This is a genomic window from Agrobacterium vitis, from assembly GCF_013337045.2.
Lineage (GTDB): Bacteria > Pseudomonadota > Alphaproteobacteria > Rhizobiales > Rhizobiaceae > Allorhizobium > Allorhizobium vitis_B.
The window spans coordinates 908266-931259 of the sequence record NZ_CP118260.1 but is presented as its reverse complement, the minus strand read 5'-3'; the positions used below and the strand labels follow the sequence as shown (position 1 = coordinate 931259).

Below are 22994 nucleotides of genomic sequence, written 5' to 3'. Positions count from 1 at the left end.
CTCAGAAAAATGCCTGGATGCCGGTCTGGGCGCGGCCCAGGATCAGCGCATGCACATCATGGGTGCCTTCATAGGTATTGACCGTTTCCAGGTTCTGCGAATGCCGCATCACATGATATTCGATCTGGATACCATTGCCGCCGTGCATGTCGCGGGCCATGCGGGCAATGTCCAGCGCCTTGCCGCAATTGTTGCGCTTGATAAGGGAAATCATTTCCGGCGCATGCTTATGCTCGTCCATCAACCGACCGACCCGCAAGGATGCCTGCAAGCCCAGCGCGATTTCGGTCTGCATATCGGCGAGCTTCTTCTGATAGAGCTGCATCCCGGCCAGCGGCTTGCCGAACTGATGGCGGTCGAGACCATATTGGCGCGAGCGCACCCAGCAATCTTCGGCAGCCCCCATGACGCCCCAGGAAATACCATAGCGCGCCCGGTTCAGGCAGCCGAACGGCCCTTTCAACCCACTGACGCCAGGCAGCAAGGCATCCTCACCGACCTCAACACCGTCCATGACGATTTCGCCGGTAATCGACGCGCGCAGCGATAGCTTGCCGCCGATCTTCGGGGCGGACAGCCCCTTCATCCCCTTTTCCAGCACAAAGCCGCGAATGGCGCCATCATGCGCCTCGGATTTGGCCCAGACCACGAACACATCGGCGATCGGCGCGTTGGAAATCCACATTTTCGAGCCGCGCAGGCGGTAACCGCCCTCAATCTTTTCGGCTCTGGTTTTCATGCCGCCCGGATCGGAGCCCGCATCAGGTTCGGTCAGGCCAAAGCAGCCGATCAATTCACCGGACACCAGACCCGGCAGATATTTGTCTTTCTGTTCTTCCGAGCCATAGGCAAAGATCGGATGGATCACCAGCGAGGATTGCACACTCATCATCGACCGGAAACCGGAATCCACCCGCTCCACTTCGCGCGCCACCAGGCCGTAGCTGACGTAATTGGCGCCCGCCGCGCCATATTTTTCCGGCAGGGTCACACCCAGCAAGCCCGCCTTGCCCATCAGCGGAAACAGTCCACGTTCCGTCGTTTCGTTGAGATACATATCCTCGACGCGGGGGCTCAGTTCAGCCTTGGCAAAGGCCGCCGCCGCATCGCGGATCATCCGCTCTTCGTCGCTCAACTGGTCTTCCAGCAGAAAGGGATCGTCCCACACAAAGCTCATGGCATCCTCGCTCAAAAATTCTTACAACCAATCTCGCAGATCGGACCGGATTCGCAAAACAATGTTTACGAAACGGGATATGAGTTATAATCATAGCTGATGAAGCTCATTCAACGCCGCCTGCTGCCGTCCACCAGCGCCCTGGTCACAATGGATTCCGTGGCGAAGCTGGGCAGTTTTTCCGCTGCCGCCAGTGAATTGAACCTGACGCAGGGCGCGATCAGCCGGCAGATCCAGACGCTTGAAGAGCAATTGGGGACGCAACTTTTCCTGCGCAACGGTCGCGGCGTGGTCCCGACGCCGCGTGGCGAAAATTTTCACCGCGCCATCCAGGCAGCACTTTCTCTGATTCAGGACGCCTCTCTGGAAGCCATGACTGGTTCGCAAGGCAATGCGCTGAATATCGCCATCCTGCCGACCTTTGGAACACGTTGGCTTTTGCCGCGCATTTCAAGCTTTGTCGCCGCCCACCCGCATATCAACCTGAATTTCGCCACCCGCATCGGCATATTTGATTTCGATGCCGAACAATTGGATGCTGCCATCCATATCGGCAAGCCGAACTGGCCGCGTGCCACCTGCACCTTCCTGATGGACGAGACGGTTGCCCCGGTGTGCAGCCCGGCCTTTCTAGCCAGCCACCGCATCAAATCGGACAGCGATCTGGCCGACCTACCGCTGATCCAGATGAAGTCGAGACCGCTGGCCTGGGACCATTGGTTTGACAGCCTCGGCATCACCGCCACACCGCGCGCCGCCATGAGTTTCGAGCAGTTCATGAATGTGGCCCAGGCCTGCATTGCCGGACTTGGTATCGCGCTGATGCCGCTGTTTTTGATCGGGCCAGAGTTGGAAAGCGGCCAGCTTGTCCTGGCATCGCAGCACCGCGTCAACAGCCAGAGCAATTATTATCTCGTGTCCCCGGATAATCGTCCCGCATCAAAACCACTGGCGGCATTTACGCAATGGCTTCTGCACGAGGTAAAGGCCTTCACGGACGCAGAACCCGCTTAACGAAAAACTATGCTTTTCACCCGCCATTGACCAGCCCCAGGATGAGCTGCTGAATGGGTCCGCCCGGCGCCATTTCAGATTGCTCGAATATCCTGTCACGCTCACGCTTCCGGTCGGAAATTTCTCCCAGGCGCTTTGTCAGGTCCGTGCGGATCTTCTTGCAGTCGGGATCATCCGGCACGGTCAGACCGATGCTTGCCGCCTCGATCGCCTTGACCATGTCCTTGATGTTTTGACCGTGGACACGCTCGTGTGTCTCAATCCCGGCGATAAATTTCGTCCAGTTTTCCTTAACCGGACTTGTCAGCGACTGGGATGGACGGGGCAGCGTATAGATAATGGTCAATTTAGGTATGGCCGTCTCCAGCACGCAAGCGCTGCCATGCGGCCTATATTTGCGTGTCCATGTCAGCTTGAATGTGGTATGAGCAATGACATGCATCCGTTTGTCAGTACCGATAACCGGGCCTTTTTCCCCGATGGATTGATAGAGTAGCGGCCCGCTCTGCCCAGAAACGGGGTAAGTCGCAATCTGCTCGACCGCTTGCCAGTCTGCAAATGTTGGATTTGCGACATTTAAAAACAGCCAAGCAATGACGCCAATAGCCATTTTTTTCGAGAGAAATACACCCGATAGGTTGTTACTGCCAAAAAAACGATCAAGCATGGTTGTTCATGATCCTGTGACAAGGGCTCGTTACTCAAACAATAGTAAGGTTTATTTTCCTGCCTCAAACACACCTGTCAAAGCAAGCAGTTTTTTGCCAGAAAATACTCTAACTCATTGAAATAAAAGAAATGTCACGATTTCGCCACAATGTGATGTTCTCTATTAGGTGTGGGTGACGCATAACTCCTATCCATCGAATCGTGCTGTTTGGCAGCATTCGCCAGGAGACTTCAGTGATGCAGACAATTGAATCGACCCCGCAAGACCTCGAATCCATTGCTCGTAAAGGTAGCGCCTTTCGCCGCATGGCTGTGCGAATTCCGACATATATTGCCGACGTGAAGGAAAACCCTGCCTGGCTGCCAATGTTTATGCTGGCCAGAACCATGCCGGGTCGCCAATTGCACTGGCTGACAGCGCGCAAGCACAAACCGGCCTCCAATACCCAACCAAGCATGTTCAAGGCAGACAGCGGACCCGCAACGCTTGCCCTGCGGAAGGACGGAATTTTCACCGGACTGCAATTGCCCGGCGACATCCATCAATCCATTCATGATCATGCGCTGAAAACGCCCTGCTTCGGCAATTTCGACCGGCGACTGGAATTCAAGGCAGGCGATCATGCCGAAGCTGAGAAGACATTCGGACGTCCAATCCTGAGCGGTCACCTGTTCGAGCGGACATTGAATTGCGATGCCGCTGTCGCTGTACAAAGAGATCCGTTGCTGATCGATATCGCCAAAAACTATCTCGGCGGCCAGGCGCAATTGATCACCACTCGTCTCTGGTGGAGCTTTCCCACTGCCGCCACCGAGAAAGACCGCAGCATGGCCTCGCTCGACAAGTTTCATTTCGACCTCGACGATTGGCGCATGTTGAAATTCTTCTTCAATATCAATAGCGTCGATGAGGGCACAGGGCCGCATATCTTCGTTAAGGGTAGCCACCGCCGCCGTCGGCTGAAACACCAGTTGACCCTGCTTGTCGGCCATCCGGCAGAAGAAGTTCTTGACTATTATGGCAAGGACAGCGCTGTCACGCTCACTGGACCAGCAGGTTCGGGCTTTGTTGAAGACCCGTTCGGTTTCCATATGGGCACGGTGCCGACAGCTAAGCCACGCTTGATGATGGAAGTCGGCTTCGGCGTTTCCAAACCGTCAAAGCGCCGCTTCCACGGCGAACCGATCCTGCGCTGAACAATGATTAATCCGCAGGACAGGGCCAATCTGATGGGTTGGTCAGGCCTGCGGGAAGCTTGGTCTTGGCATCGCCACAGGCAAGGTTGACCTGGTCCTGTTTCAGCCCCTTGGCTGTCGATAGGTCCACCCCCTCAATGCGGGTTCGAAACAGGAATGCGTCTTCAAAATCGACGCCACCATCCAGCCGCGCCAAATTGAAACTGGCGCGGGACAGGTTTGCCAATGTGAATTTGGCTCCCATCAGGATGGCCTTTTCAAAATTCACCCGGCTCAACTCTGCCTTGGTAAAATCAGCACCGGCCAGATTGGCGCCAGCCAAATTGACGCGCTGCATTTCCGCTGAGACAAAACTGGCGTCCACTCCAGACATTGCCGACATCTCGGCGCGATAGGATTCGATACGGTCGAACTTCGCACCGTCAGCATTGGCGCCAGCGAAAGAGGCGCGGATCAATGTCGCCTTTTCCAGATCGGCGGCCTGCAAACTGGAATTGCTCAAATCGGTAAAACTCAAGTCCGCATCATAAAGATTGGCACCGCGAAGGTCGCTACCGCCCAGCATCAACTGCCGTTTGCGGCATTCTGACCAATCCACCTTGCTGGCAGGGCCGCTTCGGCAATCGGCTGCCTGGGCAACACTCGTGCCGAGCATGGAGATGACAACGAGAGAGAACAGGCAAGACGCAAGCCTGGCAGTGTTTTTGACATCCTGGAACAAAGCGAATTGCATAAATCTGGTCCAACCTCACTTTTTGGCCATGCCCGGCAATCGACAGCACGGCCACCATGCATTCCCCCCACCGCATAATTCCCTAAATCCCACCTGATATAAGGCGAAAATCATGCAGCAATTTAACGTGCTATAGCCCTTTGTTTTTACGCATCTTGTTTTTGCGCATCTCCTGCCACCATTCACATATGGAAACGATACAGGCGTCAAGTCTGCTATCGACCTATCTAACCAGACCTTCCCTGGTTACCCAAGGAGTCTCTGCTTAAATCGCTCTATACCGGCGCTATTTTTCTCCAAAACCGTTGATCGCGGCCCTGAAAACCTTCCTCGTCAAGAAAATCACCAGACAGGCAGACTGTCATGCTCACAAATAATGCTGGGCGACGATCCCTTTTGGAAACCTTCTCAGGCTCATTGGTGTGCAATGCAATTGTCAAGTATTTCGCAGTGCGGTAAGCCTGATCCGTGACCCATAGCGACCTGACCATTCTTGTCATCGATGAAAATGCCATCCGCGCCTCGATTATCGAGGAAGGGCTGCGGGAGGCAGGGCATCTGCATGTCACAGTTATCAATGAGGTCCAAGGTATCGCCCGCAGCATAGAAACGCTGGCGCCAGACGTGATCATCATCGACCTGGAAAGCCCCAATCGCGATATGCTTGAACATCTGTTTCAACTGAGCCGCAGTGTCAGTCGGCCGATTGCGATGTTCGTTGACCGCGCCGATACGGAATCGATTGCCGCTGCTGTCGATGCCGGGGTTTCCGCCTATATCGTCGATGGATTGCGCAAGGAGCGCGTCAAGCCGATCCTCGACATGGCCGTCATCCGGTTCCGGGCCTTTGAGCGATTGCAGCGTGAATTGACGGAAGCCCGCACGGCTCTGGAAGAGCGCAAAGTGATCGAGCGGGCCAAGGGTATCCTGATGAAAATGCGTGGCCTGTCGGAAGAAGAGGCTTTCGCCCTGCTGCGGCAAAGCGCCATGAACGAGAAAAAGAAAATGGTGGAGATCGCCCAGAGCGTTGTCACCGCCGCCAGCCTTTTGATGTGAGGACGCCAGACATGACCGAGGCCGCCACACAGAGGTCCATTCTTTCCGCACCGGCACCAGGCCGGACGGAAACCCGTCACCTGCGCGTCGGCTTCATTCCGCTGGTCGATGCCTCGGTGCTGATTGCAGCCGTTGAATTCGGCTTTGCGGCGCGCCACGGCCTGACCCTGGAACTGGTGAAAGACGTGTCCTGGGCCAATCTCCGTGACCGGCTGGCCTTCCAGCAATTCGATGTCGCCCACATGCTGTCGCCGATGCCTGTCGCCTCAATGCTCGGCCTCGGCTCCAACCCCTCCCCGACCATTACGGCGTTTTCGCTGGGACAGGGTGGCAATGCAATCACCCTGTCGATCCGGCTGTTTCAGCGGATGGAGGAAACCGGCTTGGTTGCAGCGCAGGCCAGTGCGCTGGACAATGTCCGGGCGCTGGCCCGTGTGCTGGAGATCATGCGCGAACGCGGCGAGCCGATGCCAACCTTGGGCATGACCTATCCGTTTTCCTCGCATAATTACGAATTTCGCTATTGGCTGGCCGCTGGCGGCATTGATCCGGACCGTGACGTGAAGCTGGTCGTGGTGCCGCCGCCGCTCACCTCCGATGCCTTGGCCGCAGGCGCCATTGACGGCTTTTGCGTTGGCGCGCCCTGGAACATGGTGGCGTCCGAGCGCGGAGTTGGCCGGATCGTCGCCGCCAAACAGGATATCTGGCCATCGGCCCCTGAAAAAGTGCTGGGCATGCGCCCGGATTGGGCGGCGGAAAACCAGGATACTGTTAACAGGTTGATCACCGCTCTCGATGAGGCTGCCCGCTGGTGTGACGCACCCGACAACCGCGATGCGCTGGCCGAAATGCTCTCCGCACCACGCTATATCGGCGCGCCAGGCGACATCATCCGCCATGTGCTGGGCGGCGTCTTCCATCTGGATGCAAAAGGCAATCGCCGGGTCATCGACCACTATTTCCGCTTCCATGCCGAGCAGGCAAACTACCCCCGCCCGAGCCAGGCTTTGTGGATCTATAGCCAGATGATCCGCTGGGGGCAGACGCGCTACTTCGAAGCTGATGTGGAAAAAGCAGCCAGCGCCTTTCGCCCGGATATCTACCGCGCCGCTCTTGGCCTGCCCAATCAGTTGGCACTAGACGATTTGCGGATAGAAGGACTGCGCGATGGAGACCGCTTCATCGATGGTTTCGTCTTCGATCCCGCCAAACTTGCCTCCTATCCAAAGCAGTTTCCGGTGCACGCCCCTCTTGCAGCATCTGCGAGACCAGACGAAATTTGAACGGATTTCGGGCAGTTTTTTCGCCACGTAAATAAGCACTGCGCAATAATTAGACGAGAACCTCGACGGATTTTCGAGTGGCCTCCGTTAAGGTTCCATCGACACCAAAAATCCACGCCCTTCGATCAAATTTTTTATCTATTAAATTTCAATAGATTAATCCATTATTTCGCATCTCATCAGAGAAATACCGTTCTCTTCGCTAGGTTTTTGTAAAACTGGCACAGGTCTTGCTTCTGTATATTTGCGTGGTCAACGGCGACCGACGCGAAATAGCGCAGACGCTGCGCTTTCCCTGAGACATCGACGTCGCAAGGTTTTTGAGCGGACACCTCCCGGTTCGCGCAGGAATCTTCGCGGCGTTTTTTTTGCGTTTTGCCCTTTTGCCCGCCCGACAGGAGCCAGTCATGACCCGCATCGCCCATCACGCTATCAATCGCCGTTCAATTCTCAAGGCAACAGGTGCGGCCGCCACGCTTGCCGCCGCCCGCATCCTTTTGCCAACAGGCGCGCTGGCAGCCACTGCCACGCCGGAAGTCAGTGGCGCCAAACTTGGCTTCATCGCCCTGACAGATGCCGCTCCTTTGATCATCGCGCAGGAAAAAGGCCTGTTTGCAAAATATGGCATGACCGGTGTGGAAGTGTCGAAGCAGGCCTCCTGGGGTGCGACCCGCGACAACCTTGTGCTGGGCGGCGCATCCAATGGCATAGACGGCGCTCATATCCTCACCCCGATGCCGTATCTGATGCAAACCGGCAAAGTCACGCAGAATAGCGTGCCCGTGGCCATGTCGATCCTTGCGCGCCTCAATCTCGACAGCCAGGGCATTTCAGTCGCCAAGGAATATGCAGAAACCGGCGTCGCCCTTGACTCCGCCAAGTTGAAGGACGCCTTTGCCGCCAAGAAAGCCAAGACCGGCGAAGTCAAGGTGGCCATGACCTTTCCGGGCGGTACCCATGATTTGTGGATTCGCTACTGGCTTGCCGCTGGCGGCATCAATCCCGACAAGGACGTCTCGACCATCGTCGTGCCGCCACCGCAGATGGTCGCCAATATGAAGGTCGGCTCCATGGACGCCTTCTGCGTCGGCGAGCCCTGGAACGAACAATTGGTCAACCAGGGCATCGGCTTTACCGCCTGTACCACCGGCGAGCTTTGGAAGGGCCATCCTGAAAAAGCCTTCTCGATGCGCACCGACTGGGTGGAAAAGAACCCCAATGCCACCAAGGCGCTGATGATGGCGATCATGGAAGCGCAGATCTGGTGCGACAGCATGGAGAACAAGGCCGAAATGGCCGATATTCTCGGCAAGCGCCAATGGTTCAACGTGCCGCCAAAGGATGTGCTTGGCCGCCTGAAGGGCAATATCAATTACGGCAATGGCCGCGTGGTGGAAAACACCGGCTTGCAGATGAAGTTCTGGCAGGACCATGCCTCCTACCCGTTCAAGAGCCACGACCTGTGGTTCCTCACCGAAAATATCCGCTGGGGCAAGTTTGCCGCCGATCTCGACATGAAAGCACTGGTCGACAAGGTCAACCGGGAAGACATCTGGCGGGCAGCCGCCAAGGATCTGTCGGTCGCCAGCGCCGATATTCCGGCATCGACCTCACGCGGCAAAGAAACCTTCTTCGACGGCAAGGTCTTCGACCCTGAAAACCCGAAGGCCTATCTCGACAGCCTGACCATCAAGGCTGCGGCGTGACCGCGCGCAACAGGAGAAAGCTCATGTCCGCAAGTCTTCGCAAAGCAGAACCCGCAACCCTTTCTGCTCCACAATCGGTTGGAACTGTTGTCACCATGGCCCGCCGTCCCACCCGCAGGTTCAACAGCCAGCGCATCGGCGCAAATGTGTTGCGCAATGTCGTGCCACCATTCGTGGTTCTCGCCATCCTGCTCGGCATCTGGCAGATCGCCTGTTCCCATGCCGGCGCGACCTTGCCGCCGCCAAGCCAGGTCTGGGAAGAAGCCCATGACCTGATCACGGCTCCGTTCTTCAACAATGGGCCGCAGGATATCGGTCTTGGCCTGCGCGTTCTGGTGTCGCTGGAGCGGGTGGCAATCGGCTTCGGGCTGGCCGCCATTGTCGGCGTCTTTCTCGGTGCGGTGGTCGGCCAGAGCATCTGGGCCATGCGCGGCCTTGACCCGATCTTCCAGATCTTGCGCACCGTGCCGCCGCTTGCCTGGTTGCCGCTGTCGCTCGCGGCCTTCCAGAATTCCAATCCCTCGGCGATTTTCGTGATCTTCATCACCTCGATCTGGCCTGTGATCATCAACACTGCCGTCGGCGTGCGCAATATTCCCGACGATTACCGCAATGTGGCCCGGGTGCTGCGGCTGAACCCGCTGGAATTCTTCATCCGCATCATGGTGCCTGCCGCCGCCCCTTACATCTTTACCGGACTTCGCATCGGCGTCGGCCTGTCGTGGCTGGCCATCGTTGCCGCTGAAATGCTGACCGGCGGCGTCGGCATCGGCTTCTTCATCTGGGATGCGTGGAACTCCTCGCGGCTCTCCGACATCATCGTGGCGCTTGCCTATATCGGCGTGACCGGCTTTGTCCTCGACAAGCTCGTCGCTCTCCTTGGCAGTGTCATCACCCGTGGCACCGCGAAGAACTAAGCATGACCAGGAAAAGTGTGAAGCGGTTTTCCGTCCGGTCATGCGCAAAACAGAAAGAGAGGCCGTTATGAATGCCTATCTGAAAATCGACCATATCGACAAAAGCTTCGGACGATCCGGCACAAAGACCGAGGTGTTGAAGGATGTCTCCCTTTCCATCGGTAAGGGTGAGTTCGTCTCGATCATCGGCCATTCCGGCTGCGGCAAGTCCACGCTGCTGAACCTGATTGCCGGTCTGACCCGCGTGACCGCAGGCGCGATCCTGCTGGAAAACACCGAGGTCAACGCGCCGGGGCCGGAACGGGCCGTGGTGTTTCAGAACCATTCGCTGCTGCCGTGGCTGACAGTGTATGAAAACGTCAATCTCGCCGTCTCCAAGGTGTTTGCTGGCCGCAAGACCAAGGCCGAAAAGCATGACTGGGTGATGCGCAATCTCGATCTTGTGCAGATGGGTCATGCGAAAGACAAGCGGCCTGCCGAGATTTCCGGTGGCATGAAACAGCGGGTCGGCATTGCCCGGGCGCTGGCCATGGAGCCGAAAATCCTGCTGCTGGACGAGCCGTTCGGGGCACTGGACGCGCTGACCCGCGCCCATTTGCAGGACGCCGTGATGGAAATCCATGCGCGCCTCGGCAATACGATGATCATGATTACCCATGATGTCGATGAGGCCGTGCTGCTCTCCGACCGGATCGTGATGATGACCAACGGCCCCGCCGCAAAGATCGGTGAAGTGCTTGATGTGCCGATCCCGCGCGTTCGTGACCGTATCGCATTGGCCGGAGACCGGACCTATCTCAAATCCCGCGAAGCCGTGTTGAAGTTCCTTTACGAACGTCACCGCTTCGTCGAAGCCGCGGAGTAAAACACTATGGCGGAAAAACTGGTTATCATCGGCAATGGCATGGCGCCGGGCCGGATGCTGGAAGAGCTGTTTGAAAAAGCGCCCGGCCTTTATGACGTTACCGTTTTCAATGCCGAGCCGCGCGTCAATTACGACCGCATCATGCTCTCGCCGGTGCTGTCGGGCGAAAAAGCCTATGAAGACATCATCATCCATAACGATCAATGGTATGAAACCCATGGTGTGACCCTGCATCGCGGTGCGAAAGTCTCCGGCATCGACCGGCAGGCAAAAACCGTGACCTCGGAAAACGGCATCACCGCCGCCTATGACAAGCTGGTGATTGCCACCGGCTCCCTGCCCTTCATCATTCCGGTCCCCGGCCATCAACTGCCCGGCGTGCTCGCCTATCGCGATCTCGATGATGTCGAGAAAATGCTGGAGATCAGCAAGGGCCAGGGCCGGGCCATCATCATCGGCGCGGGGCTGCTGGGGCTTGAAGCCGCCTATGGCTTGAAGCGCCAGGGCATGGAGGTCACCGTCATTCACCTGATGCCGACCATCATGGAGCGCCAGCTCGACCCAGCCGCCGCCTATCTTCTGGAAAAGGCGCTTGCCGAACGGGGCATCGAGATCATCACCAAGGCCAATACCAAGGCGATCCTCGGCACGGACAAAGTCGAAGGCATTGAGCTGGAAGACGGCCGGGTGATTGCGGGCGACATGGTGGTGATGGCGGTCGGTATCCGTCCAGCCTCGCAGTTGGCCAAGGATGCCGGGCTTGCCGTCAATCGCGGCATTGTCGTTGATGACGGCATGCAGACGTCGGACGCTTCGATCTTTGCACTTGGCGAATGTGCCGAGCATCGCGGCATGTGCTATGGCCTGGTTGCGCCACTCTATGAAAGCGCCCGGGTGCTGGCCGACCGGCTGACCGGCGGTCAGGCCGAATATCACGGCTCCGTCGTCAATACCAAGCTCAAGGTCACCGGCATCAACCTGTTTTCCGCCGGGGATTTTGCAGAAGCGCCTGACCGTGAAGAAATCGTGCTGCGTGATGCCTCATCCGGCATCTATAAGCGGCTGGTGCTGAAGGATAACCGCATTATCGGCGCCGTGCTTTACGGCGAAACCGGTGATGGCTCGTGGTTCTTCGATCTGATGAAGCGCGGCACCGATATTTCGCAGATGCGCGACACGCTTATTTTCGGCCAGTCCTACCAGGGGGGGACACCGCTGGACCCTATGGCGGCCGTTGCAGCCTTGCCGGATGATGCGGAAATCTGCGGCTGCAACGGCGTGTGCAAGGGCAAGATCGTCTCGACCATTACCGGCAAAGGCCTGACCTCGCTGGATGAGGTGCGCGCCCATACGAAAGCCTCCGCCTCCTGCGGCAATTGCACCGGCCTTGTCGAGCAGGTCATGGCGCTGACGCTGGGTGATGCCTATAACCCCAAGGCCGTCACGCCGATCTGCGCCTGCACCGACCTTGGCCATGATGACGTACGCCGGTTGATCAAGGCCAAAGGGCTGAAGACCATCCCTGCCGTCATGCAGGAACTGGAATGGAAAAGCTCCTGCGGCTGCGCCAAATGCCGCCCGGCGCTTAACTATTACCTCGTCTGCGATTGGCCGGATGAATATGCCGATGACTACCAGTCGCGGTTCATCAATGAGCGCGTCCATGCCAATATCCAGAAGGACGGCACCTATTCGGTCGTGCCGCGCATGTGGGGCGGCGTCACCAATGCTGCCGAACTGCGCGCCATTGCTGATGTGGTCGATAAGTTCGACATTCCCATGGTCAAGGTCACCGGCGGCCAGCGCATCGACCTGCTGGGCATCGAAAAGGAAGATCTACCCGCCGTCTGGGCCGATCTCGGCAAGGCAGGCTTCGTCTCCGGCCAGGCCTATGCCAAGGGGCTGCGCACGGTAAAGACCTGCGTCGGCTCCGACTGGTGCCGGTTCGGCACGCAGGATTCCACCGGATTTGGCATCAAGCTTGAAAAGTTCATGTGGGGCTCCTGGACGCCCGCCAAGTTGAAATTGGCCGTCTCCGGCTGTCCGCGCAATTGCGCCGAAGCGACCTGCAAGGATATCGGCGTCATCTGCGTCGATTCAGGCTACGAGATCCATTTCGCCGGTGCCGCCGGTCTCGACATCAAGGGTACCGATGTTCTTGGCCTCGTCAAAACCGAGGAAGAGGCGCTGGAGCATATCGTTGCGCTGACCCAGATGTACCGCGAACAGGGCCGCTATCTGGAGCGGATCTATAAATGGGCAAAACGCATTGGCCATGACGAGGTGCGCCGCCAGATCATGGAGGATGAAACCAAGCGCAAGACCTATTTCGACCGCTTCGTTTTCAGCCAGACATTCGCCCAGGTCGATCCCTGGTCGGAGCGCGTCTCCGGTAAGGACAAGCATGAGTTCAAGCCGATGGCGACCGTCGGTTACACCCAGGCAGCGGAGTGAGATCATGGATCAGAACTGGACCTCTATCGGCCATATCGATGACATTCCGCTGCGCGGCGCGCGCTGCGTAAAAACCCCTCAGGGCAAGATCGCGGTGTTTCGCACCGCCGAAAACGAGGTCTTCGCCATCGAGGACCATTGCCCGCACAAGGGTGGCCCACTCAGCCAGGGCATCGTCCATGGCAAGGCGGTCACCTGCCCGCTGCACAATTGGGTGATTTCGCTGGAAAGCGGCAAAGCGCTGGGTGCCGACGAGGGGGCAGTACGCACAATCGCGGTGCGTAATGTCGAAGGTGTGCTCTCCATAGCCATCGAAAGCCTGTTGCAGGCAGCGGAGTAAGCATCATGTCCGCTGAGACGAAAACCACCTGTCCCTATTGCGGCGTCGGCTGCGGCGTGATTGCCAAGGTCGAGGACACCAAGGTTGAGGACAATGGTGCCGTCAGCATCAAGGGCGACCCGGATCATCCAGCCAATTTTGGCAGGCTCTGTTCCAAGGGCTCGGCGCTGGGTGAAACCATGGATCTGGATGGAAGGGCCCTCTACCCGACCGTTTACGGCGAGCGCCAGACCTGGGATATGGCGCTTGATCTCGTCGCCGAAAGGTTTTCCCGCAGCATTGCCGAGCACGGGCCGGATTCGGTCGCTTTCTATCTCTCCGGCCAATTGCTGACAGAGGATTATTACGTCGCCAACAAACTGATAAAGGGTTTTATCGGCTCGGCCAATATCGACACCAATTCGCGTCTCTGCATGGCCTCTTCGGTCGCTGGCCATAAGCGCGCCTTCGGCTCCGATACCGTTCCCGGCACCTACGGAGACCTGGAACTGGCCGATCTCATCGTGCTGGTCGGCTCCAATATGGGCTGGTGCCATCCGGTGCTCTATCAGCGGATTGCTGCGGAAAAGGCAAAGCGCCCCGGCTTGAAAGTGGTGGTGATCGATCCGCGCCGCACCGCGACCTCCGACATTGCCGACCTGCATCTTTCCATCCGCCCGGATGGCGATGTGGCGCTGTTCAACGGCTTGCTGGCGCATCTGGTCGAAACCGGCAGCATCGACCAATCCTATATTGCCGCCCATACGAATGGCTTTGCGGACGCGTTTGCCGCCGCTGCCGGTCAATCGCTTGGCGATCTGATGGAGAAGACCGGCCTGCCTGCCATGCAGTTGCGGCAGTTTTTCCAGCTGTTTGCCGCGACGGAAAAAAACGTGACCTGCTATAGCCAGGGCGTCAACCAGTCGTCGCTTGGCACCGACAAAGTCAATGCGATCATCAATTGCCATCTGGCGACCGGACGGATCGGCAGACCCGGTATGGGACCGTTTTCGCTGACCGGCCAGCCGAATGCCATGGGCGGACGCGAGGTCGGCGGCCTCGCCAACATGCTGGCCGCCCATATGGAACTGGGCAATCCCACGGATCGGGATCGCGTTCAGCGGTTCTGGGCCTCACCCACCATGGCCGAAAAGCCGGGCCTGAAGGCCGTGGAGATGTTCCAGGCGGTGGCCGATGGCCGGATCAAGGCGCTGTGGATCATGTCCACCAATCCTGTCGTTTCCATGCCCGATGCGGATGCCGTCAAGGCGGCGATCGCCGCCTGCCCCTTCGTTGTCGTCTCCGACATGCAGGCCGATACCGATACGGCAAAGCTGGCGCATGTGCTGCTGCCAGCGGCGGGCTGGGGCGAAAAATCCGGCACTGTCACCAATTCCGAACGACGGATTTCCCGCCAGCGACCCTTCAAACCAGCCCCCGGCGAGGCCAGGGCAGACTGGTGGCAGATGGCGGAGGTTGGCCGCCGCATGGGCTTTGGTAACGCCTTTGCCTATCAGTTACCCGCCGAAATCTTTGCCGAACATGCCGCCCTATCGGGCTTTGAAAACAATGGCACCCGCGATTTCGATATCGGCGCTTATGGCGCGATCACTGATGTAGACTATCAAGCGCTTTCCCCCTTCCAATGGCCACAGAGACAGGGCGAGCCTGCGGCGGAAAGCCGGTTTTTCGCCAATGGCGGCTTTTATCATCCCGATGGCAAAGCCCGTTTCATTGCCTGCGAAGCCACAATACCGGATAGGGCAAGCCAGGATTTTCCCCTCACCCTCAATACCGGGCGGGTGCGCGATCATTGGCATACGATGACTCGGACGGCAAAAAGCGCGAGGCTGTCGGCGCATCTGGCCGAACCCTTCGCGGAAATCCACCCGCTGGACGCCGCCAATCTGGGTATTGCCGATGCGGCCCTGGTGGAGATTTCCAGTGAGACCGGCAGCCGGGTGATCGTTCGCGCGCTTTTGACCGGCCGCCAAAGCCGTGGCGCCATTTTCGTGCCGATGCACTGGACCGGCGAAACCGCCTCATTGGCCCGCATCGATAGTCTCGTACCCTCGCGGGTGGACCCGGTTTCGGGTCAACCAGCGCTGAAACATGTGGCCGTCGCGGCAAAGCCCTATGCGGCAAAGGCCTATGGTTTTGCCGTGTCCGCCCAAAAGCCGGGCGGTCTTGATAGCTCAGGTCTGGACGCTTCCTATTGGGCTTTGGCCAAGGCCGAGCATGGCTGGCGGCTGGAACTGGCGTTTGAGAATGTCCAAGATTGGGAAAAATGGGCGAGAACCGCGCTTGCCGTACCCGCCACCGCAGAGATGATCGGCTATAGCGACCATGCCAGTGGCGATGTCCGTCTGGCGTTTTTTGACGCAGGCAGGCTTTGCGCCGCGCTATTCATGGCGAGCCAACCGGTTGCGGTGTCACGCAATTGGACCAGCGCCCGGCTTGGCGACGACTTTACCGACCGCCGTACCCGTTTGGCGCTGATTGCCGGACGGCCAGGTGCGGGCCAGATCGATCCGGGTGCGATTGTCTGTTCGTGTTTCTCGGTCGGGATCAACCAGATCACCAATGCTGTCAGGGACGGCTGCTGCACAGTCGAAGCCGTCGGCCTGAGCCTGTCTGCTGGAACCAATTGCGGCTCCTGCCGCGCCGAAATCAGGAGGATTATCGATGCTGTTCAAATCCTTGCCGCAGAATAACTCCCGCCGCCCGGAACGGGTCGCACCGCTTTCCAAACTGCCAGTCTTCTGGGCGCTGGAGGGCAAGCGGGTCATCGTCGCCGGTGGTTCGGAAGGGGCAGCCTGGAAGGCGGAATTGTTGGCTGCCTGCGGCGCTGATGTCGAGGTGTTCTGCGCAGAGGACGAATTGTCCGATACCTTCCGCACCCTCCTTGAAGAGCAGGACCGCATGGTCCTTCATCCCCATTGCTGGCATATCGGCATTTTTGAAAACGCCGCTTTGGCGCTTGCCGATTGCGAGACGGAGGACGAGGCCAAGGCGTTCTATTGCGCGGCGAAAGCGGCAGGCGTGCCGGTCAATGTCATCGACAAGCCCGCCTATTGCCAATTCCAGTTCGGCTCCATCGTCAACCGCTCGCCGGTCGTGGTAGCGATTTCCACCGATGGAGCGGCACCAATCCTCGGCCAGGCTATCCGGCGGCGGATTGAAACCCTGCTGCCACCAGCGCTCAAACCATGGGCGGAACTGGCACAAGCGATCCGTGGCCGGATCAATGAAAAGCTGGCACCCGGCGCATCGCGCCGCACATTCTGGGAACGGTTCGTGGACCGCGCGTTTGCCGGCAATGCACCGCCGCAGGACAATGAGGAGGACTTGCTGCTGAACGAGGCGGCCAGGCTCGCAAACACCCCGGCACTTGGGCGGGTCACACTGGTCGGCGCGGGGCCGGGCGATGCGGAACTATTGACCCTGAAAGCCGTGCGGGCGCTGCAAGCCGCCGATGTCATCCTGTTTGATGATCTGGTCTCCCCTGACGTTCTCGAACTTGCCCGCCGTGAGGCAAAGCGCATGCTGGTTGGCAAGCGTGGCGGCCGGGAAAGCTGCAAGCAGGACGATATCAACGAGATGATGGTGCGGTTTGCCAAGGCTGGCAAGCGCGTGGTGCGGCTGAAATCCGGCGATCCGATGATTTTCGGGCGAGCAGGCGAGGAAATCGCCCGCCTGGCGAATGAGGGCATTACCGTGGATGTCGTACCCGGCATTACCTCAGCCAGCGCCATGGCGGCAGCGCTTGGCATTTCGCTCACCCACCGCGATCACGCTCAATCGCTGCGATTGGTGACCGGCCATTCCCGGCATGGCGACCTGCCGGAAAGCCTCAACTGGCGCGATATGGCCGATCCATCCGTCACGACGATCTTCTATATGGGCGGTCGGATGGCGGGCCGGATTGCCGAAAATCTCATGGCGGCGGGCATGGCTTCCAACACGCAAGCAGTGGCGATGACCTCAATCAGCCGTGCGCAACAGACAAGTTGGCGTGGAACGGTCGGGGATCTCGCCGATGCGGTCGCCACCCTTGGCGTCAGCAACCCGATCCTCATCGGCGTTGGCGCGGCCTTTGCCCAGCCAGGCACAGCAATGCAGACTGCTTTCCCCGAACAGGCAGAACAGCAATTAGCGGCTTCATAAAAAGGCGGCTAAGAGAAAACCCTCCAAAAACGAAAAGCCTGCCGCGGGAGGAGGTGCGGCAGGCTTTTCGAAAAGAACCGAATGACGACTGGGAGGAGGAGTGCCGTCATTCCGACGGGCCGCTCTGGGAGGAGGAGAAGCTGGCTCGGTATATCGAAGCTTTGCGGGAGGAGGATGCATTGCTTCGATGAAAAGAGTTATACCTGATTTTCGCACAATTTCGAGGCAGTTTTTCGCACGTCAGCCATGCGCTATGCGCGTAGCGAATTGCTCATCCGGTCCTCATCCGAATTCCCTCGTCAATCACCAATCGTATCAATGCCCACCCGCGCTGAGAATGGCTTGCGGATCACGATGCAGGGCAAAGCGATCCATCATATGGGCGCTGGCCACATTCAGCCCCTTCACATCCACCACAGCGCCCTTGGCACGGAACTTCAGCACCACTTTGTCGAGGGCGCCAACCGCGGTAATGTCCCAGAAATGCGCCTGGGTAACGTCGATGGTGATGGATTTCACATCGTCATCAAAATCGAAGGCGGCGATAAAGGCTTCGGAGGACGCAAAGAAAATCTGCCCGTCCACGCGGTACAGCCTTGCGCCATCGGCATGATCTTCGGCTTTGATATGCACCATCCGCGCCACTTTACCGGCAAAGAACACGCCCGATAGCAGCACGCCGACCAGCACGCCTTTCGACAGGTCATGGGTGGCAACAACAGTCACGACGGTTGCCAGCATGACCAGCGACGAGGATGGAGGGTTGGTGCGCAGGTCGATGATCGACCGCCAGGAAAACGTGCCGATCGACACCATGATCATGATTGCCACCAGCGCGGCCATGGGAACGACCCGCAGTATATCGTCCAGCACCAGCAGCAGCACAAGCAGGAAGCCACCGGCCATGAAGGTCGAAAGTCGCCCTCGCCCACCCGACGAGATATTGATCACCGATTGGCCGATCATTGCGCAGCCGCCCATGCCACCGAACAGGCCGGAAGCGATATTGCTTGCGCCCTGGCCGATGCATTCCTGGCTCTTGTTGCTTTGCGTATCCGTCATATCATCGACGATCTGGGCCGTCAGCAGCGATTCAAGCAAGCCAACGGCGGCAAGCGCGATGGAATACGGGAAAATGATCTGCAACGTCTCGAAGGTCAGCGGCACCTGCGGCCAGCCGAACAATGGCAGGCTGGACGGCAATTCGCCGAGGTCGCTGACGCTGCGGACATCCCACCCAAACCACCAGGTCGCAGCCGTCAGCACGGCGATTGCCACCAGCGGCGACGGCACCGCCTTGGTGAGACGCGGGAAGAGATAGATGATGGCAAGCGCCACACCGATCATCACGAAAGTCGATGGTGGGCGGCCAAGCAATTCCGGCAATTGCGCCATAAAGATCAGGATCGCCAGGGCATTGACGAAGCCCGTCATCACCGAACGCGACACGAAGCGCATCAAACGCCCGAGCTTCAGGAAGCCCGCCAGAATTTGCAGCAGGCCCATCAGCACCGTTGCGGCAAACAAATATTGAATGCCGTGGTCCTTGACCAATCCACCGATCAACACTGCGGTTGCGGCGGTGGCAGCGGAAATCATTCCGGGACGCCCACCGCAGATGGCGGATACGCAGGCGATGATAACCGAGGCAAACAGACCGATCTTCGGATCGACCCCGGCAATCACCGAGAAGCCGATGGCTTCAGGAATAAGGGCAAGGGCCACGACAATGCCCGACAGGACATCGCCACGAATATTCGAGAACCAGTCTCGCTGGTATCGTTCAATTTTTTTCATGGTGATTGTTTCGCAACGGGGAAGATTTTCAAAAACGCTCAGAGCTGACCGAATAAACGGATCATCACGTTTCAGAAATGTCGTGCGTTGTCTGGCGGATCGGCGGCCAGAATAGCCACCCGGAATTTCACCGGGTCCGGGGTTAATGGCCTTTCTATAGGCAGAAAGCAGCGGTTTTGCAATCCCGTACCCGCCCTGGCCGGGAAGAAGCGGGGATCAGAAGCCCGCGACCTTGCCCCAGGCGGAGTGCGCCAGCCGCTCGGGCCGATAGTCTTTGGGATCGACAATCGGTTCGGAACCGGTGATGATATCGGCGATCAGATGCCCTGCCCCTGGCCCGATGCCAAAACCATGGCCACTGAATCCGGCGGCCAGAATAAAGCCCGGCAGGGATGGAATCTCGCCGATGGCGGGCACGCCATCCGGGGTACTGTCGATATAGCCAGCCCAACTGGCCGAAATCTTTGCGCCAGCCAAAGCAGGCAGCAATTCACCAGCCCGGCGATAGGTTTCGGCAATCAGTTTGCGATCCGGTATCGGGTCGAGAATACGGTTGCGCTCCATGGGGGTGATCTTGTCCAGCGCCCATTTCGCCAGCGTCTCATGGCCATTGCGCAGACCTTCGATGGTACCCGGCTTCAGACTTCTCCACCGCCGCTGGAACATCGGCAGGAAGGCCTTGCCGTAACGGATCTGCTGGGGGGTCAGATCGACGCTGGCACGACCGCTGATCGCCATGGTATAGCCGCCATCGCCCCGTCGGGTCACCGACACCCGCGCCGTATGCAGGGCGTCCGGCAACGCTTCTGCCCCTAGTCCATCAAGAGGACCGACAGACAGAATGGAGGATCTGATAGAGGCCTGCGGAAAGCGAATATTCAACTGATTGCAGAAGGACGACGCCCAGGCGCCACCCGCCATCACCACCGTTGCCGTGCGGATCGTCCCCTTTTCCGTCACCACCGCACTGACGCGGCCAGCCTCGGTTTCCAACCCACGGGCCGCGCAATGCTGCATGACGGTTCCGCCAAATTTCATCACGCCACGGGCAATGACCGGTGCAGCCCGCTCCGGGACAGCGATGCCATCGCTGGGCGAAAAGACCCCGCCGAGCCAGGGCTTGTGCGTCGCGCTACCTTTTTCGGCGGCTTCTTTTGCCGAAAGCACATGGGTCGTGACGCCGACCGTTTTGGCAAAGTCACGCCATTTGGCCCAGGTGGCGATTTCCGCCTCGCTATTGCTCAGGTAAAGCAGGCCGCAACGGCGAAACCCGACATCCTCACCAATCTCGCTGGCAAAACTATGCCACAGATCCAGGCTTTTGGTCGCCATCGGCAATTCGCGGGCATCGCGGTTTTGCTGGCGGCACCAGCCCCAATTGCGGCTGGACTGTTCTGCCCCGATCAACCCCTTTTCCAACAGCACGACTTTGACGCCGCGCTTTGCCAGGAAATAGGCGGTGCATGTCCCGACGATACCGCCGCCAATCACCACGACATCAGCCGCCTCAGGCAAAGTGGTGTGGGTCTCGATTCGCAACAGGGGGACACGCATGAAAAACTCCTTGATTGCTGATCAGCATAAGCATTTCCATCAGTGAAAAGCACCGCGATTGCCCCAGATTCAGCATTTCCTTCCGTTTTTGGAAACGCAAACAATCCCTGTGTTGCATAAGGTTTTTCAAAGCCTTCCAGCGTGCTTTCCCGATGATGGCCGCTTGCACTTTGGTTTTCGAAGCATAATATGCTGGCACACAGGCTTCAGGGGAAACAGTAGAGTGAAACTCGACAGGATCGACATCAAGATTCTCTATGAATTGCAAAAGAACGGCCGGATCACCAATGTGGAACTGGCCGAATTGGTCAATCTGTCACCCAGTCCCTGCCTGATGCGGGTGAAGAAGCTTCAGGCGGATGGCTATATCGAAGGCTATTCCGCCCAGATCAATGTCAGCAAGCTTGGCCAGACGCTGACGGTGTTTACCGAAATCACCTTGAAGAACCACAGGCAGATTGATTTTGCCCGTTTTCTGGCCGCCGTCGAAAAGGTCGACCAGGTGATCGAATGTCACCTGGTCTCCGGCGGCTATGATTACATGCTGAAATTCGTCACATCAGGGATTGGCGAATATCAGTCGATCATGGAAAGGCTGACCGACATGGATATCGGCATCGACAAATATTTCAGCTTCGTGGTGCTGAAATCACCGATCGTCAAATCGCATATGCCTCTGACCAGCCTGTTTCCGATGTAGGCTTATTTAGCCGCAAACCACCGCTTCCACCGAAAGCGCCAGACCAAGCAGGGCCTCATCGGACCCTGCAGGCCCGGAGACTTGCAGGCCAACCGGCATATTGGCATCACCCGTTCCGCATGGCAGCGAAACCGCGCACCAATCGAGGAAATTGCCGAGCATTGTGTTGCGCAATGTCTTGCCATTGGTGGCCACGAACAGGTCATCGTCAGCCACAAGCGGCGCGGTCAGTGGTGCGACATGCGCGACGGTTGGCGTCAGGATGAATTCATCCGTGCCGATCTGGCCGGTAAATTCCGCAATCAATTGCTCACGCCGTTCGATAAGCTCGACATAGCTGGCAAGGCTGATGTTTTCGCCTAACCGCGCACGGGTTGCGACGCGCTGATCCATGCGGGCCGCGTCCGGCCCATGCAGACGGTGGCGATGCAATACATAGGCCTCCGCCGTCACCAGCGGGCCATGCTTGGCGAGAACATCGAGGATCTGCTGCATGATCGGGAAGGCTTGACGGCGCACCACGGCGCCCGCCTGTTCCAGACGGCGGATCGCTGCCTCAAACGCTTGAACCACACCATCCTCAGCGCCATCGAAAAACACTCTTTCCGGCACCACGAAACGGCGTCCGGCCAAGGCGGTGCGGGTCACCTGCGGCTGCGTCAACCCGCGCATGGCGGCATCCACCCAAACCGCGTCCTGCACCGTGCGGCAGAGCGGACCAAGTGAATCGAGACTTTTGGAAAGAGGAAAGACGCCACGCATGGAATAGCGGCCACGGGTTGCCTTATAGCCGACAATGCCATTGAAGGCGGAGGGAATGCGCACTGACCCACCCGTATCCGTCCCGATCGATACCGGTACCAGCCCAGCGGCCACGGCAACAGCCGAGCCGGAGGACGATCCGCCAGGAACCCGTGCCTCACCCATGCTGTGCGGATTGCGCGGCGTGCCGTAATGCGGGTTGACCCCAAGCCCGGAAAAGGCAAATTCGCTCATATTGACATGACCGATGGACACCATCCCGGCGTTTGCCAGAGCCTGGACGACATCTGCATCGCGCACCGCCGGTGGCTGATCATCCAGCACCACGGAGCCTGCGGTGGTGGTTATTCCCTTGAGGTCGAAAAGATCCTTCCAGGCAATCGGTATCCCGTCCAAAGGGCCAAGCGAGCAACCGGCCCGGATGCGCGATGCCGAAGCCTTGGCCTCCTGCATCGCCCGCTCCGGCGTCAGCCGGGTGAAAATCGTCTGATCCGCGTGATCCCGGATGGCTGCCAACGTCTGATGGGCCAGATCCTGCGGATCGAGCGCGCCGGACTGGATCAATACCGCAAGCTGGGCAATGCTTTTGCCTGACATGATTGGGGTCATCGGTTACTCCTTCAA

Annotated in this window: 19 protein-coding genes and 1 other annotated feature; of the genes, 12 read left to right on the top strand and 7 right to left on the bottom strand. The window is 58.5% G+C overall.

Features of this window, described 5'->3' with window-relative positions; all coding sequences use genetic code 11:
* Position 1 precedes the first annotated feature (1 nt).
* On the bottom strand, positions 2 to 1177 hold the full coding sequence (locus tag G6L01_RS21970) for an acyl-CoA dehydrogenase (protein WP_070164506.1): 1176 nt from the start codon (positions 1175 to 1177) through the stop codon (positions 2 to 4).
* 99 nt (positions 1178 to 1276) lie between these two features.
* On the opposite strand from G6L01_RS21970, the gene G6L01_RS21965 reads away from it, so the two are divergent.
* Positions 1277 to 2191 (top strand): LysR family transcriptional regulator, encoded by a 915-nt coding sequence (locus G6L01_RS21965; RefSeq protein WP_070164505.1) that lies wholly within the window; start codon positions 1277 to 1279, stop codon positions 2189 to 2191.
* A 16-nt stretch (positions 2192 to 2207) separates the two neighbouring features.
* Here the strand turns inward: G6L01_RS21965 and G6L01_RS21960 are convergent, their stop codons facing one another.
* Entirely contained in the window at positions 2208 to 2801 is a 594-nt protein-coding gene (locus G6L01_RS21960; protein WP_081344031.1) for a DUF922 domain-containing Zn-dependent protease, read from the bottom strand.
* A 296-nt stretch (positions 2802 to 3097) separates the two neighbouring features.
* On the opposite strand from G6L01_RS21960, the gene G6L01_RS21955 reads away from it, so the two are divergent.
* Complete coding sequence (locus G6L01_RS21955; RefSeq protein ID WP_139190121.1) at positions 3098 to 4057, top strand: phytanoyl-CoA dioxygenase family protein; 960 nt, start codon at positions 3098 to 3100, stop codon at positions 4055 to 4057.
* A gap of 7 nt (positions 4058 to 4064) precedes the next feature.
* On the opposite strand, the gene G6L01_RS21950 is transcribed toward G6L01_RS21955, so the two are convergent.
* Positions 4065 to 4790 carry a pentapeptide repeat-containing protein gene (locus tag G6L01_RS21950; protein WP_070164504.1) on the bottom strand — a complete coding sequence of 242 codons (726 nt, stop codon included), beginning with the start codon at positions 4788 to 4790 and terminating at the stop codon, positions 4065 to 4067.
* 468 nt (positions 4791 to 5258) lie between these two features.
* Between G6L01_RS21950 and G6L01_RS21945 the strand changes: the two genes are divergently transcribed.
* Together G6L01_RS21945 and G6L01_RS21940 are read left to right on the top strand one after the other, a co-directional pair.
* A complete protein-coding gene (locus G6L01_RS21945) occupies positions 5259 to 5846 on the top strand; it encodes an ANTAR domain-containing response regulator (protein ID WP_060717143.1) in 588 nt (195 codons plus the stop codon).
* An 11-nt stretch (positions 5847 to 5857) separates the two neighbouring features.
* Positions 5858 to 7129, top strand: a complete 1272-nt coding sequence (locus G6L01_RS21940; protein WP_070164503.1) for a CmpA/NrtA family ABC transporter substrate-binding protein — start codon at positions 5858 to 5860, stop codon at positions 7127 to 7129.
* 179 nt (positions 7130 to 7308) lie between these two features.
* Here G6L01_RS21940 and G6L01_RS21935 read toward each other — a convergent pair whose 3' ends face one another.
* On the bottom strand, positions 7309 to 7554 hold the full coding sequence (locus G6L01_RS21935; RefSeq protein ID WP_070164502.1) for a hypothetical protein: 246 nt from the start codon (positions 7552 to 7554) through the stop codon (positions 7309 to 7311).
* On the opposite strand from G6L01_RS21935, the gene G6L01_RS21930 reads away from it, so the two are divergent.
* From G6L01_RS21930 to cysG, 7 genes are all read left to right on the top strand, one after another.
* Entirely contained in the window at positions 7537 to 8835 is a 1299-nt protein-coding gene (locus tag G6L01_RS21930; RefSeq protein ID WP_070164501.1) for a CmpA/NrtA family ABC transporter substrate-binding protein, read from the top strand. The genes G6L01_RS21935 and G6L01_RS21930 overlap by 18 nt on opposite strands.
* Positions 8836 to 8858: 23 nt before the next feature.
* Entirely contained in the window at positions 8859 to 9752 is an 894-nt protein-coding gene (gene ntrB / locus G6L01_RS21925) for a nitrate ABC transporter permease (RefSeq protein WP_070164500.1), read from the top strand.
* Between the two features lie 67 nt (positions 9753 to 9819).
* Positions 9820 to 10617: an ABC transporter ATP-binding protein gene (locus tag G6L01_RS21920; protein WP_071205804.1), complete on the top strand. Its 798-nt coding sequence runs from the start codon at positions 9820 to 9822 to the stop codon at positions 10615 to 10617.
* A gap of 6 nt (positions 10618 to 10623) precedes the next feature.
* Positions 10624 to 13071 carry a nitrite reductase large subunit NirB gene (gene nirB, locus G6L01_RS21915; RefSeq protein ID WP_070164499.1) on the top strand — a complete coding sequence of 816 codons (2448 nt, stop codon included), beginning with the start codon at positions 10624 to 10626 and terminating at the stop codon, positions 13069 to 13071.
* Positions 13072 to 13075: 4 nt separating this feature from the next.
* Entirely contained in the window at positions 13076 to 13411 is a 336-nt protein-coding gene (nirD, locus tag G6L01_RS21910) for a nitrite reductase small subunit NirD (protein WP_070164498.1), read from the top strand.
* Positions 13412 to 13416: 5 nt separating this feature from the next.
* Complete coding sequence (locus G6L01_RS21905) at positions 13417 to 16104, top strand: nitrate reductase (RefSeq protein WP_071205787.1); 2688 nt, start codon at positions 13417 to 13419, stop codon at positions 16102 to 16104.
* The gene (cysG, locus tag G6L01_RS21900) at positions 16076 to 17557 is read left to right on the top strand and encodes a siroheme synthase CysG (RefSeq protein WP_070164496.1); all 1482 of its coding nucleotides are present in this window, start codon (positions 16076 to 16078) and stop codon (positions 17555 to 17557) included. The genes G6L01_RS21905 and cysG overlap by 29 nt, the downstream gene beginning before the upstream one ends.
* Positions 17558 to 17872: 315 nt before the next feature.
* On the opposite strand, the gene G6L01_RS21895 is transcribed toward cysG, so the two are convergent.
* Positions 17873 to 19354 (bottom strand): SulP family inorganic anion transporter, encoded by a 1482-nt coding sequence (locus tag G6L01_RS21895; protein WP_070164495.1) that lies wholly within the window; start codon positions 19352 to 19354, stop codon positions 17873 to 17875.
* A gap of 85 nt (positions 19355 to 19439) precedes the next feature.
* Positions 19440 to 19495 (bottom strand) — a sequence feature (sul1 is cis-regulatory element that is thought to sense ions involved in sulfur or methionine metabolism; They are found in Alphaproteobacteria).
* A gap of 75 nt (positions 19496 to 19570) precedes the next feature.
* Positions 19571 to 20908 (bottom strand): NAD(P)/FAD-dependent oxidoreductase, encoded by a 1338-nt coding sequence (locus G6L01_RS21890; RefSeq protein WP_071205785.1) that lies wholly within the window; start codon positions 20906 to 20908, stop codon positions 19571 to 19573.
* A 223-nt stretch (positions 20909 to 21131) separates the two neighbouring features.
* On the opposite strand from G6L01_RS21890, the gene G6L01_RS21885 reads away from it, so the two are divergent.
* Entirely contained in the window at positions 21132 to 21608 is a 477-nt protein-coding gene (locus tag G6L01_RS21885; RefSeq protein ID WP_070164493.1) for an Lrp/AsnC family transcriptional regulator, read from the top strand.
* Between the two features lie 6 nt (positions 21609 to 21614).
* Here the strand turns inward: G6L01_RS21885 and G6L01_RS21880 are convergent, their stop codons facing one another.
* Positions 21615 to 22979 (bottom strand): amidase, encoded by a 1365-nt coding sequence (locus G6L01_RS21880; protein ID WP_070164492.1) that lies wholly within the window; start codon positions 22977 to 22979, stop codon positions 21615 to 21617.
* Positions 22980 to 22994 lie beyond the last annotated feature (15 nt).